Here is a 20119-nt window from a genome sequence, read left to right as displayed (position 1 = left end):
ATGGATAAAGACGAAAAGAGTTTTCTTAAAAAGCACAGGGCGCATATAGTACTCGCCGTGATGATAATTATCCAGCTGATATATTCATGCTATGTGTTCGCATATGAAAAACAGGGTACACACTCAGATGAGGTATGGAGCTATGGACTATCAAACAGTTATTACAGACCATTCATATACCTGCCTGACGGAATATATCAGGATGAATACGACGGCGGTTATGAGGGCTCGGACATAACTAACAAGTGGATAGACGGCAAAGTGATGAACGATTATGTTACGGTTCAGGAAGACGAACGCTTCACTTATGACTCGGTGTACCACAATCAGGTTCTGGATCATCACCCTCCGCTTTATTATGCGATACTTCACACTATATGCTCGTTCTTCCCTGGAAAGTTTTCTTTGTGGTATGCTTTTTCCATAAACCTTGTCAGCATGGTATTCATACAGATATTCCTGTTTAAACTGACAAAGCTGTACACAGATAAGGATACCTTAGCCCTGACAGTCTGTCTGCTTTACGGTGCAGGCACAGGGGCGCTTTCCACTGTGCTGTTTTTGAGGCAGTACTGCTTCATGACTATGTTAATAACCATGTACTACTATTTCAGCGCTAAGCTTTTTAAGAGTTTTGATAAGGAGAAAGGCTTCGACCTTAAAAAATATGCTCCGCCCATGGCAGTGACAGCGTTCCTGCTGTTTTTCACGAATTACACCATGGCGATAATCTGCGGGATCTTCACCGCGGTAGTCTGCCTGTATATGCTTGCGCGTAAAAAAGTGAAGCAGATGTTTATCTACGGGCTTTCAATGACAGCTGCACTGGGTGCATTCTGTGCGGCTTATCCTTACGTGATAAAGCACGTTTTTCTTTATAAGAATATGGGTAACGGAAAAGAATACGAGGGTACTTACAGAACAAGACTTATACACGTTCTCGATCTGCTTTTCAAGCATACAGTCGGCAAGGAGTTTTCGATATACAAGTCAGCGACTATATATTACGTTATAGCTGTTCTTGCAGTGCTTACAGTTATATGTGTACCGCTGTGTTTCCTGTTCCGCAAAGAAGTCTGGTTCAGGAAGTTTGCAGGTGGAACAGCTGCATGGATAAAGGGTCTTCCGAAGAAGATACCGGCTGATATCAAAACGATCGACGGAACATTCATTGCATTTCTTGTAGCTAACATCGCTTTTGTACTGATGCTTCCCGTGATAAGCGATATCAAGGAGATGGGTCAGGCAGGCGTTAGATATCTCTTCGTGGTGATGCCTCTGGTATGCCTGACGGTAGTCGGTGTGGTTTATGCAGTTCTGAGGGATATCCCTAAAAGGGTCGGAGAGATAGCAGTGCTTATCATGGCGGCGGCACTTATCTGCGTGATAAACATAAATGAGCAGGCGCCATATCTGTATAAACATACCTCTAGCTATACTGACCTTGCAGAGGATACCGCAGGCAGGAATGTTTTGCTGCTTGCGAGCAATGGTACGGGTAATATATGGTATACCCAGTGTTTTCCCGCGTACCTTAGAAAGGCTGACGGAATATTTATCACATATGTCATGGATAAGGAGAGTTTCGGCAGAAATACCGATGGCAGACAGGTAGATATGGTAATAGCGCCTGTAGAAGCTTTCAGCAAGAACGGTGAGTGGTACAAAAAGATCATCGACAATGACAGGAATTTTTTTGAAGAGAACACAGATTTATGGAAAACAAGTGCAGGAAGTGCTGTTGAGGACAAATACAGGGAAGATATGATCTTTGCTGATGACCACCTTGAGGATATCACTGATACCGATAAAGCAGAAGTCCTCTATTCCATAAACATACAGAACCAATATTATGCAGTTATACAGCTTAACAGCTGAAACCAAACGGAGTTGATAAAATGCCCATTAACGAAATAATCATAAAGGGTGCGAGAGAGCATAACCTTAAAAACGTGGATCTTACCATACCGCGAGATAAGCTTATCGTTATGACGGGGCTTTCGGGTTCGGGTAAGAGTTCACTGGCTTTTGATACGATATATGCAGACGGTCAGAGGAGATATGTGGAATCTCTGTCCTCATATGCGAGAATGTTCCTGGGGCAGATGGACAAGCCCGATGTTGACAGCATCGAGGGGCTTTCACCTGCGATATCCATCGATCAGAAGACTACCTCCAAGAACCCCCGTTCAACTGTGGGTACGGTTACGGAGATATACGATTATCTGCGACTTTTGTACGCAAGGATAGGTGTGCCCCACTGTCCTGTGTGCGGACGGGAGATAAAACAGCAGACAGTCGATCAGATAGTCGATCAGCTGATGGCACTGGAAGAGGGTACCAAGATACAGCTTCTTGCTCCCATAGTGCGGGGAAGAAAGGGTACTCACCAGAAGGAATTCGAGCAGGCTAGGAAGTCCGGCTATGTACGTGTGAGGGTGGACGGCATCACCTATGACCTTTCGGAGAATATAGAGCTTGAGAAAAACAAGAAGCACACCATCGAGATAGTAGTGGACAGGCTTGTTATCAAGGAGAGCGTAAAATCGAGACTTACAGATAGTATCGAAACTGTGTCCGCGCTGACGGGCGGACTTGTGACGGCTGATGTTATCGGCGGCGAGGAAATGACGTTCTCGCAGAGCTATGCCTGCCCCGAACACGGAGTGTCCATAGGGGAGCTTGCACCCAGAATGTTCTCGTTCAACAATCCCTACGGTGCCTGTGAGAAGTGTACGGGCCTGGGAGTTTTCAAAAAGATAGACCCCGACCTGATAGTGCCGAACAAGAATCTATCCATATCCGAGGGTGCTATCAAGGCAAGCGGCTGGAATGTTTCTGATGATAGCTCAATAGCCAATATGTATTTCAGGGCGATATCCGAGGAATACGGCGTGCCGCTGGATAAGCCCGTCAGCGAACTGACAGAGGAACAGCTTGGTTTGTTCCTGTATGGTACAGGCGACCACAAACTTCATCTTTCACGCGGCAGCAAGTTCTATAAAGCGGAGTATGATTCAGCTTTTGAGGGAATAATCCCCAATCTGGAAAGACGTTACAAGGAATCGAACAGCGATTGGTCAAAGGCTGATATCGAATCGAATATGACCGAGGAAGTCTGCCCTGCCTGCAAGGGCAGAAGACTTCGTCCCGAGAGCCTTAGCGTGACTGTGGGCGGGCTGAATATTGCGGAGCTTTGCGATAAGTCTGTTGTGTCAGTGCTGGGATTTCTGGACAGCGTTGAGCTTACCGAGCGCGAAAAGCTGATAGGCGAGAGGATAATCAAGGAGATAAAGGACAGACTGGGATTCCTTGCCAGCGTGGGTCTTGAATACCTGACACTGTCCCGTTCTGCGGGTACGCTTTCGGGCGGCGAGAGCCAGAGAATAAGGCTTGCTACGCAGATAGGTTCATCACTGGTGGGAGTGCTTTATATCCTTGATGAACCATCCATAGGTCTGCACCAGAGGGACAACGATAAGCTGATAGCTACGCTGAAACGTCTGCGCGACCTTGGCAACACGCTGATAGTGGTCGAGCATGACGAGGATACCATGTATGCCGCTGACCATATAGTCGATATAGGTCCGGGAGCGGGCATACACGGCGGTGAAGTCGTGGCGCAGGGTACGGTGGAAGATATCAAAGCCAGTGAACGCTCGATAACAGGGCAGTACCTCAGCGGAAGAAGAAAGATACCCGTACCGACAGAAAGGCGCAAGGGCAACGGTAAATTCCTGACGGTAAAGGGCGCAAGGCAGAACAATCTGAAAAATATAGACGTTAAGATACCGCTGGGAACTTTCACCTGTGTTACGGGTGTATCGGGCAGCGGAAAGAGTTCGCTGGTGAACGAGATCATCAACAAATACCTTTCTGCAAAACTTAACCGCGCGAAAGTCAGGGCGGGAGAGTTCGATAAAATGGAGGGCGTATCCCATCTCGATAAAGTAATAAATATCGACCAGTCCCCAATAGGCAGAACACCGAGATCGAACCCCGCGACCTATACAGGCGTTTTTACCGATATCCGTGAACTTTTCGCCCAGACACAGGACGCTAAGATGAAAGGCTACAATTCGGGAAGATTTTCTTTCAACGTAAAGGGCGGACGATGCGAAGCCTGCGAGGGCGACGGCATAATCAAGATAGAGATGCACTTCCTGCCCGATGTGTACGTGCCTTGCGAGGTGTGCGGAGGAAAGCGGTATAACCGCGAAACTCTGGAAGTAAAATACAAGGGTAAGAGTATATACGATGTACTGGAAATGACAGTGGAGGAAGGCGTGCAGTTCTTCACGAATATGCCGAAAATACAGCGCAAATTGCAGACCCTTTACGAAGTAGGTCTGGGATATGTGAAGATAGGTCAGCCTGCGACAACGCTTTCGGGCGGTGAAGCACAGCGTGTTAAACTTGCGACTGAGCTTGCAAAGCGTGCCACAGGACGCACCATATATATCCTCGATGAGCCGACAACAGGTCTGCATACAGCGGACGTTCACAAGCTGATAGAAGTTCTGCAAAGGCTTGCCGATGCGGGAAATACTGTGCTTGTGATAGAGCACAATCTTGATGTTATAAAGACAGCCGACCACATAATCGACCTTGGTCCCGAGGGCGGTGACAAGGGCGGTACAGTGGTATGTACAGGCACACCCGAGGAGATAGCGGCTTGTGAGGAGAGCTATACGGGAATGTATCTGAAGAAGATGCTGTAAACGAAGTAATTGTACAATAAATTTCCCGGCAAAAGAACTAAACAAGGTTTTTACCAAATATTATTGACAGAAAATATGAGCTGTGATATAATCATAGGCGTGAGATTTAAATGATAATGCTCACAAGATACAGGAGGGTTAAAAATGAAAAGTTTCAAGAAAATTATTTCCGGCGTAACTGCTCTGGCACTTGCCTGCGGACTTTCACTCACCGCATCGGCTGAACTTAAAGAAGGCGATTCAAAGGCTTACAAGGGCACAGGTTATATGGCAAAGTACGAAGTGCTTTCTGTTAAGGACGGCAAGACCACCGTTAAGGTAACACTGAAAAACACAAGCAAGAAAACGATAAACCACTGGGCAGTGGGGTTTGACCGCAGCTTCTTAGGTATAATCGAGGACGTAAAGTACGGCAGGCTGTTCACTCCGGGAGAAAAGTATAACAACGTGATAAGGGACTGCGGTACTAACGGTACTGTTGCTCCGAACCAGTGTGTTTCGTTCAGCTTTACCATGCTGGATTGGGAAAATTGTAGTGAACTTCCCGAGAGGATAAGGGTCTACTCGGATATCAACAAATCCAACACCGTCGATGAACTTAACACAGCAGCAAGGGAATGTTATCATTCTGCCATGTACTGTATTGGTGGTTACATAAATGCTGCCTGCACAGTTGATACTTGTTTTGGATTCGGGCTGTTCGAGAATTCAAATTCAAAAGACGGCATGAAGACCGGATTCAATTACAAATACAAAGCAAAGGGCGATTCTGCAATAAATATGGCAGCATCGCAGTATGCCCGCGGAGATATAAGCGTATACGTTGGCAGAACGGAGATCGACGACGAGGATAGCTGCTTTGTGCAGGTAAGGGATAACAAGACAGGTAAGGTGGGTCAGTTCCCGCACCCAACAGACGGCACTGCCGAATGGGGCACATTTGACCTGAATGCGCCATTACAAGTAAATTATAAAGATTTTCAACTTAGTGCGGCGGCTAAGGCAGCGACTGAATGTGTGCAGGATTATCTTTATGAACTGATGTCCGAAGGTCAGGACTATCAGAGAATCTTTGAACACGGCAGTTCCCAAGCTACCTCAGAGGAAGGTCTGAAAATAGACATGAAGGCATCTTACGATGGCTTGGACAAGGTTATCAACGATAGGCTGAAATTCGATTTTGAGGGCATGATCGTAAATGTGGGCGAGATACCATCTGATGATAAGTTTATATTTTCTGTTCAAACAAAAGATCCAAAAACAGGCGAGACTAGTCTTTGGCTGGGTTCTATTTGACATAAACTGACATATCATAAGTGTGAAACAGCTGATCTGTCGGCTGAACCATCAGCATAAGGCACAAAGCCAAAACTTAAAGTAAAGAATAAAGCGGGCGGTCACATGATCTCGCGGGGATGCGGGATGTGACTGCCCACTGTTTTTGTATGCGAGTATATGCTGAGAAAACCAAGATCAGACAAGACAGCGTATCATCTGTAATAAGTTGCTTAACTGTACAATAAAGTTCTCAGTGACGACACGAAATAAAGCTATTGGTCAAAATAATATTGACAGCGAATCCGAGCTGTGATATAATCATAGGCGTGAGATTTAAATGATAATGCTCACAAAATACAGGAGGGTTAAAAATGAATATTTTCAAGAAGATCATGTCAGGTGCAACTGCACTGACACTTGCCTGCGGACTTTCACTCACCGCATCGGCTGAACTTAAAGCGGGCGACTATAAGGCTTATAAAGGCGCAGGCTATATGGCAAAGTACGAAGTGCTTTCCGTTAAGGACGGCAAAAGCACCGTTAAGGTAACGCTTAAAAACACCACCAAGAAGAAAATAAACAACTGGGCAGTAAGGTTTGTAAACTATGGTGATATAGAAAGCGTGAAGAATGGCAAGCTATTCAGTCCCGACTATTGGATGTTCCGCATAATCAAGGATGACGGCACCAATGGTTCTGTTGCCCCGAATGAATGTGTATCGTTCAGCTTTACCATGACGGATCCCGGCAATAGTTCCAATGTTCCCGTGGGGATAACAGTCTACTCGGATCTTGACAAATCAAACTCTGTCAAAGATCTGAACAAAACTGCATTTGCCTGCTATAATGGTATTGACCAAATTCTCAATGATTACAAAGCCAAGGGTGTCTCATTCGATGAGTGTTTCAAAAATGGGGTATTTGCGAATTTAAATTCCAAGGACGGCATGAAGACGGGATTCAACTATAAATACAGATCTGAAACCGACAGGGAGATAAATGCCTTAGCATCGATGTTTTCACGCGGCAATATAAGCGTTTACGTTGGCAGGACGGAAATTGACGGCGAGGATACTTACTTTGTTCAGGCAAAGGATAACAGGACGGGAAAAGTAGGTCAGTATCCGCACCCCACAGACGGTACTGCTGAATGGGGCAAACTTGATCTGGATGCGCCTTTATACAACAAGAATTACAGCGAATCTAATCTTGATTTAGCGGCTAGGAATGTACATGAGAGTGTGGAGGATTATCTGAAAGCTGAAGGTCTCGATTATCAGAGCCTACTTGAAAACGACGATTTTCAGGCTGCCTCAAAGGATGGTCTGAAGATAGACATGAAAGCATCTCTCACCGGCTGTGACAAGCTTATCAACGATAAGTTGAAATTCAATTATGAGGGTATGATCGTATATGTGAGCAAGATGCCATCTGATAAATATGTATTCTGGACAGATTTTATGGTTCAGACAAAGGATCCTGCAACAGGAAAGACAGGTCAGGATCCGCAACCTGAACTTGTACTGCGTTAAGAAATACGAGGTACGTAATACACAAGATCAAATTTCAAATTAAACAATATAAGCGGGCGGTCACATATTTCGCGGGTGTGCGAAATCATGTGACCGCTTTTTGTATGTAAGTATATGCTGACAAAACAAATGTTCCACATGGAACATTTGTTTGAAAATGAGTGCCCGAAAGATGCTATCGCATACAGACGTATTTATGCACAAAAATCGATATAAGCATTTGTGACAGCAAAAAGAGTTATGTGAAAGTTTAGAGAAAATTTTGCATAAGTATTGACAAAATGGATAATATAGTGTAAAATTACACCATAGAAGCAAAAAGATACTATTTGGGGGAGTTTTGATGATACTCAAAAAACTGCTTGCAATAATGACCGCGGCGGTGCTGGCTGTTTGTGCGGCGGGGTGCGGGAAAAATACGGAAAAAGCGCCGAAGCACTACATGGCGGCAGATTATGAACTCGATGACCCTGCCCAGCTTGATGACTGGCAGATAAACGTGCTGAAATCAAAAGGTCTTCCGACGGATTACAATGAGCTTAAAATTGGGCAGCGGGATTCGATTTACCGCATGGGAATGATGCACCGATATCTGGTGGATAAGTACGGCATTGAGTTTGAATATGCGGGTTATTACCGTGCAGGGTTCGGGCAGAAAGAAGAACTCATTGTAATGCCCGAAGGTGCTGACAGGAACGACAGCAGAAGCATAGTTTCTGTGCGTGTAAAAAACGGAGAATTTTCCGATAATTACGGGGATTACGAGATATTGATGCACATTGAAAAAATGTATGATGATTATGCACGTGATTATTTTGGGTCTGATAAGGTAAAGGTGTTTGCTCATAATGTAAATGATAATCAGCTTGGTGAAATTAATTTTGATAACACGGATACTTTTGATTTTAAGCTGGGTATTAGCACGGTAGTGTTTATTTCTTCGGAGATATGTGATAAAGATAAATGTGAAGCTTTTTCACAAAGCTTGCTTGATTACTCTATTGAGAAAGAATTAGTTGGAACTATCAGAATAACTACTGTTAAAGATGTTGATATCGCGAAATTAACAAATGCTAATTGCAGTGATTATTATACCGATTATTTTTTGGTTTCAGATTATAAAATATCGTTCGATGAAGATAGCACAAATCTTTTGGAGCTACACATTAATGACTAATAGGAGGATAATATATGAGTAATGAAAATCTATCAGTTTATGATTTGACAGATGAGGAACTGTGCATTTTAGAGCAATTAGCTTTTATTGATGAAGATGTTGCAAACAATAATACAAACTTGATCCGGAGAGAGGTGATAAAATGAATCGTGATGAATTCATCAGTATGATGAGCCGAAATCTTAAACTGGTGAGGACGGAGTTTGAACTTAATCAGGATAAAATGGCGCATTGTCTGGGGATATCGAAGAAAACTCTTGTGGAGATAGAAAAAGGAAGAACTCTGCTGGGGTGGACGGGTTCGGCGGCGCTGGCGGTGATATTCTCGGACAGCAGTGTTTTGCAGAACGCTTTCGGCGGAGAGATGAGCGACCTTGTAAAGGCGCTGGCTTTCGATGATACAACTATCAACTTTCGTCAGACTCATGGCGGCAAGGTATGGTGGAGGCAGATAGAGACCACCGATAAATGGAAGATACAGCAGAATTATATATCACAGCATTATCGCCTGCTGACAGCGGGCGACAGGTGCGTGTATTCCTCGTTCCATCTTGAAAAGGTGAAGAAAGCGGCTGAGGAATATGAGCGTGGACTGTGACGATTGTTCTGTAAAAGCGGACAAAAATAAAACAGATACTTTGTGCAGAACTACAACATAAAAAGAGAGCAGATAAAACATCAGATATAAGGAGAAAAACAACCATGAAAAAAGATACAAAGCTTTACAATATGATATTCCCGATATGGCTGCTGGTCTTTATGCCGTGGATTGTATTCCCGGCGGCGGTGCTGAATTTCGGGATAGATACGCTGGTACTTCTGCTGGCGCTGCGGCACCTTGGGGTGACATCAAAGAAAACGGTATGGAAAAAGAGCATCATCCGCGTGGTGATATTCGGATTCCTCGGGGATATAGCCGGTGCGCTGGCAATGTTTGGTATAGGCTTAGCACTTGATGAAATGGATTTCGATATATACAATAAGTTGATGTATAACCCCTGGTCAAATATCGCGGCACTATGCATAGCCCTCGGCTGTATGGCGTTTGCGAGCTTCGTGATATACAAACTGGATAAGCGCTTCGCATTCACCAAGACCGCACTGACGGAAATTCAGAAGAAAAAGACAGCACTAGCTATGGCGGTGTTCACGACGCCCATACTTTTCATAGTGCCCACAGAACCGTTTTTTTACTAATTCTGAATATTTAAGCGGTGCTGTGACGATGGTTCTGTAAAAGCGGACAAAAATAAAACAGATACTTTGTGCAGAATTACACCATAAGAAGAGAGCAGATAAAACGTATATTAAAAGTAAGGGCTTTTAATAGCAGAAAAGTTCAGGAAAAAGCCCTGTCATCTTGAATATTTGTTAACGATATGTTATAATACAAATAACAAATGATTTTGAAATACTTTCCCCGTAACAGGGGAAAAGGGGTGAAACTATGGGAACAGCATTATTTATCATATTATGGGTGCTCTCGCCTATCATATTGCTGCCTATGTGTATCAGTTATTCATCGAAACGCAAAAAAAGTGAGCGCTTCATAGATCAGCTGTACAGAGAAGGCAGGATATCCTCGAAAGAGAAGTTTGAACTTAAAACAGAGAGGGAGATTAACAGCAGGACGCTTTATAATATGACTCCCGTGCGGAGGAATGAAGGTTCCTTCTTCAAAGACGAATCACGCAATACTTACGGGCAGAAGGGCGTTCAGAACGATGCGGGAGCTGTCGGGTATGTTCCGCAGCAACAGCAGACTACTGCTGAACAGAATACTGCGGCGGCACAGAACGTTTCTGCGGTACAGGAGAATACATCTGCACAGACGGCTGTTCAGGCTGAAATACAGCCTCAGCATCATCACAGCGGTGTTGACCTTGTGAAGCATGACGATGCTGAAAAGAAAGCCGATGCTGAGAACATCGAAAATCCTGTACAGGAAGCGCCTGTTCAGGAGAGACCTGCGGAAGAAAGAACCGCACAGGAGATACCTGCGGCGGCTGTACATACTATTCCCGAACAGCGTGCGGTACCTATGTCGGCTGAAGATTACAACAACCGACAGCCTCTTCCCGAATGGGCAAGACCTCAGGTCGTTCAGAGACCGAAGCGTGAGAAGAAGCAGTACAGCTCGGCGGCAGTGCTTACGGGTATAGGTATAACCTTTGTGGCGCTGGCGGGTATAATATTCTCGAGAGCTTTCTGGGTACAGATGAGCGACTGGACGAGAGTGGGCGTGCTTGCGGGACAGGCTATACTGTTTTTTGCAATGTTCGGTTTTGCACATAAGAAACTGAAGATAGAGGGCACTGCGGCTGCGGTATACATACTGGGCTCGGTGTTCGCGACGATATCATACATCACCATGGGATACTTCGGGCTGCTCGGAGCCTGGTTCGGCTTTGAGGGCGGAGGAATGATGCTGTTCCTTGCCATGGGCGCTTTGCTGGTGACGTTCTTCTCGGCGGGCGCGATGAAAGTATTCTCAAAACCTTTCTGCGAATATGCGGCTTGTATCTCTATGGCTTTTTCGGGCACGATGGTGCTGGCACAGTTCGCAAATTATTTTGAAAACAAATACGCGGCTTTCTCGCTGATGATATCTGCTGCGGGTCTTCTGACTTCGATAGTATATCATCGCAAAAAGTCGGCAGGCGCTGAGATATCAAGACCTGTTTTTGTAACATACAAGCTGGTCAAGGCGACTTATGCGGTGATGGCTGCACCTTGTCTGATAGCAGACCTGAACAATTCTGCGGGATTCGGCTGGTCGCTCTTGGGCTGGGGAGTATGGCTGATATACACAGGCGAGGTTCTCTGGAGAGCTATACTCAGAAAGAGCGAGAGATGGCTGGCTCTGCATGGCGGACTTATCCTGTTTGGCGCACTGAGTCTGTTCGTGACTATGCCCGATGATTATTTCAAATTTGCTCTGCTGATAACAGTATTTTCGGCATTGGGCAGCTGGGCGTATATGTATCTTGAAAAGAAGGATAAACTGATTTTCAAGGCGGATAAGGTACACTTTGTTATGCGCGTCTTCTTTGCGCTGGGTGGATTGCCTGCACTGTTCATGCACCGCTTTGACGGTTATGCACATCTTGCGGTGGTACTCATATGGGTAGTGGATTATGCTGTTATGGCGGCTCACTACAAGCGTCAGATCCTGCTGATACCTCAGTGTGCGGCGGTTCTCAGTCTTGCATATGAGATGGTCGCACAGATCGACACATCCCGCATAGACAACGGCGAGGAGATCGCGGTGCTGATACTGCTTGGGGCAGGTATGGCAGGTACTCTGGTGTACAGGCTTATTGGACGCAGGAACAAGCTGCTTGTCGATGCGGATCTCATCAACGTTGTTATGCGAGTTATATTGAGCATGTATGCATTCATGTATCTGGCAGAAAGATGGAACGGATACAGCTGGGCTATTTGTCTGCTGTTCATCGCAGAACTCAGCGGATATGCCGTACTTTACCGCAGACAGCACGAGCTGTTCTTCCGTTTTGTATTCATCGCAATGATGGTCAATGCACTTATCCCTGCGGGCTATCTCGGACACGGTATGGATCACAATACGCTTTATGCGCTGGTGATGTTTGGTTTAAGCGTGGTATTCACTGCCGTTTACAAGATACTTGTTCATTACGACAAGGTGCTGTTCAGGGCTAAGGAGTTTGTTTACTGTTCAAAGGCAGTTATCGGTTTTGGCTGTTTGCTGACAGTATATTATGATTTTATATCCTATGGAAGATTCAGCTGGGTATCATGGGTGCTGATGGGCGGCATGGCAGCGGAGACACTGGTGTATGCTATCATCAAAAAGAGCGCAGGACTGCTGTTTATACACAATATACTCAACATATTCATGCTCCTTGAGTGCTGGTCTCACATTGAAAATGACAATGTGTTCATACTGTTTGTGACAGCGATCCTGGCGGTGCTGACTATGGCATACTTCACGCTGGAGAAGAAGAACAAGCTGAGATTCACGGCTATGAGTTCTATTGTACTGATGCGCAGTATGTTCGGGGCTATAGCGGTTTACTACATGGTGGCTGATTTCGGTGTATGGAGTCCGGAGTGCTTCGGCTTGGGCATCGTAGTTGCAATTGAAATGCTGTACTACGGTATAATCAAACGCAGCCAGACGATACTTGCCTTTGAGATGATCGCGCTGACATACTCATTCTGGCAGATAGGACGCTATGCGGACAACTTCTCGGTATTCGCACTGATATGCTGTCTGGTAGTTGCAGCGGGAACACTTGCTGATGAGTTCCTGAAGAAAAAGCGATTTGAAGCGGGGCTTCTTATCGCGGGCACAAGAATGGTATACATGATGTTCTACATTCTGATGCTTATAGTCGAATCCCCTGATTTCAGCTGGATGTCTGTTGCGGTATGGACTATCCTGCCTGCTGAGATGATATTCCATGGCATAAGGAGCAAGAACAGTCTGTTCATAAAGCTGCAAAGTCTTGAACTGCCGGTACTGTTCTTCGTGCTTAGCTGTATTATCGGTGATAAGCTGGGCGGCGGATACACCATCACATTCATATTCACGATGTTCATAGCTGCGGCACTGGCTGTTTACTATATCATACCCGCAGTATTTACACCTATGGCAGATATGCTCTACACGGCGATACTGTTCATTGTGGCACTGATACTGCTTTATGGTGCGGCACTGCCCTATGGTGTTTTTGCAATGGCAGTCGCAGTGGTATTCATGGCGATACAGGCGTTCACGGATAGCCATGTACAGTCTCGCTTCATGAGGATGTTCCTGTCCGTACCCGAGATGGTCACAGCACTGATGCTTTCGGGCTATCTCAACAGGGAATACGGTCTGCATTACAGCACTCTTTGCATGGGTATATGTGCAGGAGTTCTGTGTGTGGGTGCATTCGCACTGAGATATGCCGACCCGTATAACAGCAAATTTGAACTTATGAAATACTCGATGGAGATATGTTCGGGTATCTCGCTGCTGCTTTCGTACAGCACAAGGCGCGATGCTACGGCGGCAGTGATAGTAACTGTTGTAAGTGTGATGCTGTTTGCGGCGATACATACTTCGCGCAGTAATTACCATGGGGCGATACCTATGCTGACGCTGTTCATGGGCATAAGGATGTGGGCTCGTGCAATTGAATACGACCCCATGCGTGAGGGCGACCTGGTGGTACTGTTCTCGATATTCATGACAGCAGTACTGGTGGTGGCATCAAAGCTGATGTACCCTGATGGGATACAAAGGAAAGTACACGAAAGGTCACAGATAGACATTGCACACTTCGGCATACTGCTTTGCGTGCTGTGCTGTCTGCATGAAAGCATGATGTTCTCACCAAGGGGGAGAATGTTCATCGGACTGCTTGAACTGACGGTGTTCACAGCGAACTTTATGAGACGCGAAACGACCGAAAAGGCTAAGAGGGCTATCCTGACTGCGGCAGCAGCACTGGCGGGTCTGGCACTTATCGAAAGACCCTTTATGCAGTTTGAGAACAGCACCGCCACCACCAAGGTGATACTTCTGATAATCGTAGCTTTCGGTATGGCTGTAAAGAAGATCTGGGCAGATGACGAGAATGTGGCATCCGAGTTCAGCCAGACGGTATATATGGCGGCATTCCTGTTGCTTATCGTGGATGGTCTGATGAACCAGTCTCTGTCGAATTCACTGATAGTTCTCAGCGTTTCGCTGGTACTTCTGATATTCTCCTTTGTCAAAAAGACAAGGCGCTGGTTTCTGGTATCAGCATCTGCACTGCTGGGACTTACACTTTACATCACGGGTGATTTCCTCTCGGCTGTGGCATGGTGGGCATACCTCCTGCTTGCGGGCGTACTGCTGATAGCAGTCGCTGCGGTAACAGAGTATATGCGTCAGCGTGCGGCAAGGAATCCCAACGAAGAAAGATTCTTTGTTGACTGGAAATGGTAGTATCCCGATAATATCAAAGATAAGGGCGCTTCCGCTGTGTTTCGGCGGGAGCGTCTTTTGTTTACTAAAATGCGCAAATTGCGGAAAAATCCATAAATTGGCGTTTTTTACTGTGCAGTGCTGACAAAAATAGAATATCGGCTTTGTGCATAATGGCGTTGTAAATGTTTGAATTGTGGTAATTTCTCAAAAATACTTGCATGATGTTTGAAATTATGGTATAATAATATGGTCGTATATATTTGAATTTTTATGTACAACGCATATTTTACGATATGGAGGTTAACTGATATGAAAGGCGATCTGCATTGTCATACAACCCTTTCGGACGGTTCTCTTGGCATAGAAGAAGTCATCGCGCAGGCAAAGCGCATGGGATTGGATTTTCTTGCTATAACCGATCATGATACATTGTCATCATCAAGCCGTGCGCAGATACTGGGTGACCGCTACGGTGTTAAAATAATACAGGCTGTGGAGCTTTCCGCATGGGATAAGAAGCGCAACGAAAAGGTGCATATCCTCTGCTATGCCCCCCAAAAGCCAAACAGACTGGAGGGACTTTGTCTGAAATCCTGCCAGATAAGAACCGAGTGCGCCAAGGATATGATAAACAAGGTCATGGAGCGCTTCCCGATACCAAGGGACGCTGTGATGAAATACACTAAGGGTTCAAAGAGCATATATAAATCACACATCATGCGTGCACTGATAAGCTACGGTTATGCTACCGAGTTTTATGGTTCGGTGAACGACAGACTGTTCTCGTACCCGAGGGGCGAGTGCCTTGTGACGAGAGAATATCCCGATGTAAATTTCGTGCTTGACCTGATACACTCTTCAAAGGGTGTGGCTGTGCTGGCTCACCCTCATATGTTCGGCAATATCGAGCTTATGAAAGAACTTGTTGAAGCAGGCAAGCTGGACGGTATAGAGTGTTTCCACGTATCTGCCACCGATACACAGCAGAGGGCGCTGAAGAAGTATGCCGAGGAGCATGACCTGATAGTAACAGGCGGTTCGGATTTCCATGGACTTTACAACAGCACAATGACCCATATCGGCAAGTTTACAACCGATGAGGAAAATCTGGAGAAGCTGTTCAGGCTGATACACCAGAATGCCAAGAAAGCCAAAAAAGCAGGCGAAGCTTCTGAGATACAGGCTAAGGAGGATACCGCTCCTGCCGAGGAAACTTCGGCTGAGGAAGAATAACATAAAACTAAAAGGACAGCCGCGGCTGTCCTTTTTATATTACTGAACCTTAATTATTACTTTTTCATCTGTCCAGAAGTTAGCGCTGTATTCCAGTTCCACATCTTTACTGTTTGAAGGCACTTCATAGTATGTTGTAAATGACACTTTTCTTCCTGACGAAAGATTTGTGTTTATAAAATCATTATCATCCGGAAGGAATTTTTGTTCACAGCTGTTATTGTCTGCATAACAATCAAAATCATATATGCTCACATATTTATCTGAATCATCAACGTTTTCAAATGTGAATGATACGGCTATGTACTTATTACCTTCTCCGACTTTGTATAAACCTAAATCGTCTTTTGTAACCTTATAATCATTGTTTACAGATTCAACAGTTATACTAAGTCCTTTGCATTCAAATGTATCGCCCGTTCCTATTGTTTCTGCGCCATCATCTGTGTTTTGCGTTGTACCTGAGCCTTTTTTTACAACCTTTGTACTCTTGTTTGATTTCCCACTTGAACCTACGATTACCGGAATGATTATAATACAAGCTATCACTATGGTAACAATACATCCTAGAGACGCTGATTGCTTGCGGTTGCACATTGGGCAAACTTTGGCTTTTGCTGGGATATCACTCTGGCAGTGTTTACATTTTTTCATTGGTACATTGGGTTGCATCATACCTGTGTCATTGGGCATAGTGTTGAAATCTTGATTTTTCATGATTAATCCTCCTTTATCAGCGTAAGCTGTGTTGTTTTTTCGGCATAATTACAAAAAATGCGTTTGCCGTTAACTATATTATACCCTAAAAGTTATAATATGTCAACCCTAATAGTTCCTTTATTTAAGAACTTTCAGGGTATAATATTATAAAGGGTGATATTATGACCGAGCTTAATTATATGGAAATCGGCGCAAGGATACGTAAAAGCCGCGAAAGTCAGATGTTCACACAGGAAAAACTCGCCGAGATGTTAGATGTATCAGTGAAATTTATAAGTGATATCGAACTGGGTGCAAAAGGAATGTCTCTAAAGACCCTGAATAAGCTGTCTCAAAGTCTTTTGATAACAACAGATTATATTTTGTATGGTAATGACAGTGAAGCCGAGATAGGTGAGATAATGATGCTTTTGCAGAAATGTCCCACTGAAAAACGTAAATATGCAGTTGATCTTCTGAAGGTCTATATCAGATCGTTGGATAATTAGCAAATATCACTGGTGGCTGCTTTAAATTCACAAATAGATAACAAATTTTTCTATATAATATAGTATAATCAAAGGGAACGCATTTTGTGGTGTTCCCTATTTTGGTAATCAATATTTGAAAGGAAGTAAATAGAATGAACGTTATGGAAGAATCCTTACAGCTCCACGAGCAGTGGAAGGGCAAGATAGAGGTAATATCAAGAACTAAGATCAACAATGCACGCGATCTTACGCTGGCTTACACCCCCGGTGTCGCTCAGCCTTGTCTTGAAATAGAGAAGAACCCCGACCTCAGCTATGTATACACACGCCGCGCTAATCTGGTGGCTGTTATCACTGACGGTTCTGCTGTACTGGGTCTTGGCAATATAGGTCCCGAGGCTGGTATGCCTGTTATGGAGGGCAAGTGCGCTCTGTTCAAGGAGTTTGCTGATGTTGATGCTTTCCCTCTCTGCGTAAGGAGCAATGACGTTGATGAGATAGTAAATACTGTCGCTATGATAGCAGGAAGCTTCGGCGGTATCAATCTGGAAGATATCGCTGCTCCCAGATGCTTCGAGATAGAGGCTAAGCTGAAAGAGCGCGTTGATATCCCCGTATTCCATGACGACCAGCACGGTACTGCCATCGTTGTGGGTGCTGCAATGCTCAATGCCTGCAAGCTGACAGGCAGAGATATCGGCAGCCTGAAAGTAGTTATGAGCGGTGCGGGCGCTGCGGGCTGTGCTATCGCTAAGTTCCTGATGAGCCTTGGCGTAAAGGATATAATCATGCTGAACTCCAAGGGTATCATCTGTGAGGGTGACGATATCAAGAACCCTGCACAGGCTGAGATGGCAAAGATCACCAACCGTGAGCATATCCGCGGCGGACTGGCTGACGCTATGAAGGGCGCAGACGTATTCGTAGGCGTATCCAAGCCCGATCTGGTAACTGCTGATATGGTAAAGAGCATGAATCCCGATCCTTTCATATTCGCAATGTCCAACCCTGTTCCCGAGATAATGCCCGATGTTGCAAAGGCAGCAGGCGCATACATCGTAGGTACAGGCAGATCTGACTTCCCGAACCAGATAAACAACGTTGTAGCTTTCCCCGGAATCTTCAAGGGTGCGCTGGCAGTACGTGCAAGCGATATCAACGAGGAAATGAAGCTGGCTGCGGCTTATGCCATAGCTTCATGCGTTCCCGATGACAAGCTGTGCCCCGAATTCGTGCTCCCCGATGCATTTGACAGAGCAGTACCCGTAGCAGTTGCTGAAGCAGTTGGCAAGGCTGCAAGAGAAAGCGGAGTTGCGAGGATATAAGGGTTGATAACATCGTGGAATGTTAACAAAAAAATAGATGCTTTGCGTCATGCGATAGGATATATAGATGAGGAAAAGTCTGATGATATATTGTTGGTCAGCGAAGTTACGCCGAAAATGATCAAGGATATATCTGGTGAACTATCTAAGAAGAGTTTAGCTTTGAAAATCTCTAATCAAAAAGCTAACTCTTATGTTGCAGCGATTTTCAAAGAAGATGTTTATTTCGATGATTCTAATCTGGTAAGCACTGCTTTTGAGGATTTTCGTAATCAGATCTTTGTTGTGCATAATAATGATATGTATATTATAGGCGCTCATCCGCCTGTTATTGGAGTTTCTCTTTCAAGCGGCACAAATTTTTGGGATAGCTTGATAGAACTGCGGCGGATAATGCCGAAAGATATACCTGCAATATGCGTGGGTGATTTCAACACATATATTCCAGGCACTGTAAACAAGCGTATGTTGTACAGATTTATGGCAGAGGGATTTGTCGATTTCTGGATAGAGAAGGGAAATGTACATAACGCAGAGGTCTTTCCGGAAGCTACAACTTATGTTTATGTTAATAGAGGAAAAAAACACAATGAGCGCCTTGATTATGTTCTTGTAACAGGCAAGGATTTCGACAAGCTGAATAAGAAGTATGATATGACAGTAGACCATACAGTCCGCGTAAACGGGCTCTCCGACCATTCCGCGATAATATTGAAAGAAAAAACACCCGAAACGAAAAAGACAGGTGAATTGAAATGATAAGAGATATCCAGGACAAGATACTTGAACTGAAAAAAGAATATGACATCTGCATACTGGCGCACAGCTATCAGGCGGCTGAGATAGTCGAGATAGCCGATATCACAGGCGACAGCTACAAGCTGAGCGTTGAGGCCGCTAAGGTGCAGAACAAGAATATCCTGATGTGCGGTGTGCATTTCATGGCGGAGACCGCTAAGATGCTCTCGCCTGAAAAGAGAGTATTCCTTGCAAACGGTGACGCAGGCTGTCCCATGGCTGAACAGATGGAGCCCGAGATGATACGCGGCATCAAGATGGACGAGCCCGACCGCAAGGTGGTTTGCTACATCAATACTACTGCGGCGCTGAAAGCTGAGTGCGATGTTTGTGTGACTTCTTCTTCAGCTGTGAAGATAGTCAAGAACATGGATGCTGACAAGATACTGTTCATACCCGACTGCAATCTGGGCACTTTTGTGGCTGACGCGTGTCCTGATAAGGATATCATGCTCCTCAAAGGCGGATGTCCTGTACACAATGCGATAACCGTTGAAGAGGTCGAAGAAGCCCGTGCGGCTCACCCGAATGCAAAGTTCCTCGTACACCCCGAGTGCAAGCCCGCAGTAACGAAGCTAGCTGACTACGCAGGTTCAACGGCGGATATCATGAGATATGCTGCCGAGAGCGATGCACGTGAATTCATCATCGGCACCGAGATATCCATAAAGGAACATTTGCAATATAAGTTCCCCGAGAAGAGGTTCTATGACCTGTCCAAACGCCTTATTTGCCCCAACATGAAGCTGACGACCCTTATGGACGTTTACGGCAGCTGTAAGGCTATCGGCGGTGACAGCAGTTTCGATGTGACCGAGATAAACATGAGCGATGAGCTTATCGCCAAGGCGAAGGGCTGCATCGATGAGATGATAAGACTTTCTGTTTGATATATTGCGCCTGCACAGTAAATGTGCGGGC

15 protein-coding genes are annotated in these 20119 nt (G+C 45.2%); 14 read left to right on the top strand and 1 reads right to left on the bottom strand.

The genetic code is table 11. From position 1 onward, the window contains the following. The 10 genes from N773_RS0110490 to N773_RS0110445 all read left to right on the top strand — a co-directional run bounded on the left by N773_RS0110490 (position 1) and on the right by N773_RS0110445 (position 15885). Complete coding sequence (locus tag N773_RS0110490) at positions 1–1878, top strand: hypothetical protein (protein ID WP_024857749.1); 1878 nt, start codon at positions 1–3, stop codon at positions 1876–1878. 20 nt (positions 1879–1898) lie between these two features. Further along, positions 1899–4721: an excinuclease ABC subunit UvrA gene (uvrA, locus tag N773_RS0110485; protein ID WP_024857748.1), complete on the top strand. Its 2823-nt coding sequence runs from the start codon at positions 1899–1901 to the stop codon at positions 4719–4721. A 144-nt stretch (positions 4722–4865) separates the two neighbouring features. After that, positions 4866–6017, top strand: coding sequence for a hypothetical protein (locus N773_RS0110480; RefSeq protein WP_024857747.1), 1152 nt, complete (start codon positions 4866–4868; stop codon positions 6015–6017). 353 nt (positions 6018–6370) lie between these two features. Then, positions 6371–7531: a hypothetical protein gene (locus N773_RS0110475; protein ID WP_024857746.1), complete on the top strand. Its 1161-nt coding sequence runs from the start codon at positions 6371–6373 to the stop codon at positions 7529–7531. Between the two features lie 343 nt (positions 7532–7874). Further along, a complete protein-coding gene (locus N773_RS0110470) occupies positions 7875–8708 on the top strand; it encodes a hypothetical protein (RefSeq protein ID WP_024857745.1) in 834 nt (277 codons plus the stop codon). 14 nt (positions 8709–8722) lie between these two features. Beyond that, positions 8723–8854, top strand: coding sequence for a hypothetical protein (locus N773_RS23285; protein ID WP_278245344.1), 132 nt, complete (start codon positions 8723–8725; stop codon positions 8852–8854). Beyond that, on the top strand, positions 8851–9306 hold the full coding sequence (locus tag N773_RS0110460; RefSeq protein WP_024857744.1) for a helix-turn-helix transcriptional regulator: 456 nt from the start codon (positions 8851–8853) through the stop codon (positions 9304–9306). The genes N773_RS23285 and N773_RS0110460 overlap by 4 nt, the downstream gene beginning before the upstream one ends. Positions 9307–9410: 104 nt before the next feature. Continuing rightward, on the top strand, positions 9411–9905 hold the full coding sequence (locus N773_RS0110455; protein ID WP_024857743.1) for a hypothetical protein: 495 nt from the start codon (positions 9411–9413) through the stop codon (positions 9903–9905). 250 nt (positions 9906–10155) lie between these two features. After that, positions 10156–14670 (top strand): hypothetical protein, encoded by a 4515-nt coding sequence (locus N773_RS0110450; protein ID WP_024857742.1) that lies wholly within the window; start codon positions 10156–10158, stop codon positions 14668–14670. 291 nt (positions 14671–14961) lie between these two features. Next, positions 14962–15885 carry a PHP domain-containing protein gene (locus N773_RS0110445; protein WP_024857741.1) on the top strand — a complete coding sequence of 308 codons (924 nt, stop codon included), beginning with the start codon at positions 14962–14964 and terminating at the stop codon, positions 15883–15885. Positions 15886–15924: 39 nt separating this feature from the next. Here the strand turns inward: N773_RS0110445 and N773_RS21255 are convergent, their stop codons facing one another. Then, positions 15925–16602, bottom strand: coding sequence for a DUF4352 domain-containing protein (locus N773_RS21255; protein ID WP_024857740.1), 678 nt, complete (start codon positions 16600–16602; stop codon positions 15925–15927). 182 nt (positions 16603–16784) lie between these two features. Between N773_RS21255 and N773_RS20125 the strand changes: the two genes are divergently transcribed. The 4 genes from N773_RS20125 (at position 16785) to nadA (ending at position 20088) form a co-directional block, all read left to right on the top strand. Further along, positions 16785–17093: a helix-turn-helix domain-containing protein gene (locus N773_RS20125; protein ID WP_196231630.1), complete on the top strand. Its 309-nt coding sequence runs from the start codon at positions 16785–16787 to the stop codon at positions 17091–17093. A gap of 134 nt (positions 17094–17227) precedes the next feature. Beyond that, positions 17228–18400, top strand: a complete 1173-nt coding sequence (locus tag N773_RS0110430; protein WP_024857738.1) for an NAD(P)-dependent malic enzyme — start codon at positions 17228–17230, stop codon at positions 18398–18400. Between the two features lie 3 nt (positions 18401–18403). Beyond that, entirely contained in the window at positions 18404–19159 is a 756-nt protein-coding gene (locus N773_RS0110425) for an endonuclease/exonuclease/phosphatase family protein (RefSeq protein ID WP_024857737.1), read from the top strand. Continuing rightward, positions 19156–20088 (top strand): quinolinate synthase NadA, encoded by a 933-nt coding sequence (gene nadA / locus N773_RS0110420; protein ID WP_024857736.1) that lies wholly within the window; start codon positions 19156–19158, stop codon positions 20086–20088. The genes N773_RS0110425 and nadA overlap by 4 nt, the downstream gene beginning before the upstream one ends. Positions 20089–20119: the final 31 nt, after the last annotated feature.

Source organism: Ruminococcus albus AD2013 (assembly GCF_000526775.1).
Taxonomy (GTDB): Bacteria; Bacillota; Clostridia; order Oscillospirales; family Ruminococcaceae; genus Hominimerdicola; species Hominimerdicola alba_A.
This window is presented reverse-complemented; position numbering and strand designations above follow the sequence as displayed.

Coding starts and splice junctions, on each gene's coding strand:
- N773_RS20125 (WP_196231630.1), top strand. CDS start 16,785: ATGGAAATCGGCGCAAGGATACGTAAAAGCCGCGAAAGTCAGATGTTC.
- N773_RS0110450 (WP_024857742.1), top strand. CDS start 10,156: ATGGGAACAGCATTATTTATCATATTATGGGTGCTCTCGCCTATCATA.
- N773_RS23285 (WP_278245344.1), top strand. CDS start 8,723: ATGAGTAATGAAAATCTATCAGTTTATGATTTGACAGATGAGGAACTG.
- N773_RS0110460 (WP_024857744.1), top strand. CDS start 8,851: ATGAATCGTGATGAATTCATCAGTATGATGAGCCGAAATCTTAAACTG.
- uvrA (WP_024857748.1), top strand. CDS start 1,899: ATGCCCATTAACGAAATAATCATAAAGGGTGCGAGAGAGCATAACCTT.
- N773_RS0110475 (WP_024857746.1), top strand. CDS start 6,371: ATGAATATTTTCAAGAAGATCATGTCAGGTGCAACTGCACTGACACTT.
- N773_RS0110480 (WP_024857747.1), top strand. CDS start 4,866: ATGAAAAGTTTCAAGAAAATTATTTCCGGCGTAACTGCTCTGGCACTT.
- nadA (WP_024857736.1), top strand. CDS start 19,156: ATGATAAGAGATATCCAGGACAAGATACTTGAACTGAAAAAAGAATAT.
- N773_RS0110490 (WP_024857749.1), top strand. CDS start 1: ATGGATAAAGACGAAAAGAGTTTTCTTAAAAAGCACAGGGCGCATATA.
- N773_RS0110455 (WP_024857743.1), top strand. CDS start 9,411: ATGAAAAAAGATACAAAGCTTTACAATATGATATTCCCGATATGGCTG.
- N773_RS21255 (WP_024857740.1), bottom strand. CDS start 16,602: ATGAAAAATCAAGATTTCAACACTATGCCCAATGACACAGGTATGATG.
- N773_RS0110445 (WP_024857741.1), top strand. CDS start 14,962: ATGAAAGGCGATCTGCATTGTCATACAACCCTTTCGGACGGTTCTCTT.
- N773_RS0110430 (WP_024857738.1), top strand. CDS start 17,228: ATGAACGTTATGGAAGAATCCTTACAGCTCCACGAGCAGTGGAAGGGC.
- N773_RS0110470 (WP_024857745.1), top strand. CDS start 7,875: ATGATACTCAAAAAACTGCTTGCAATAATGACCGCGGCGGTGCTGGCT.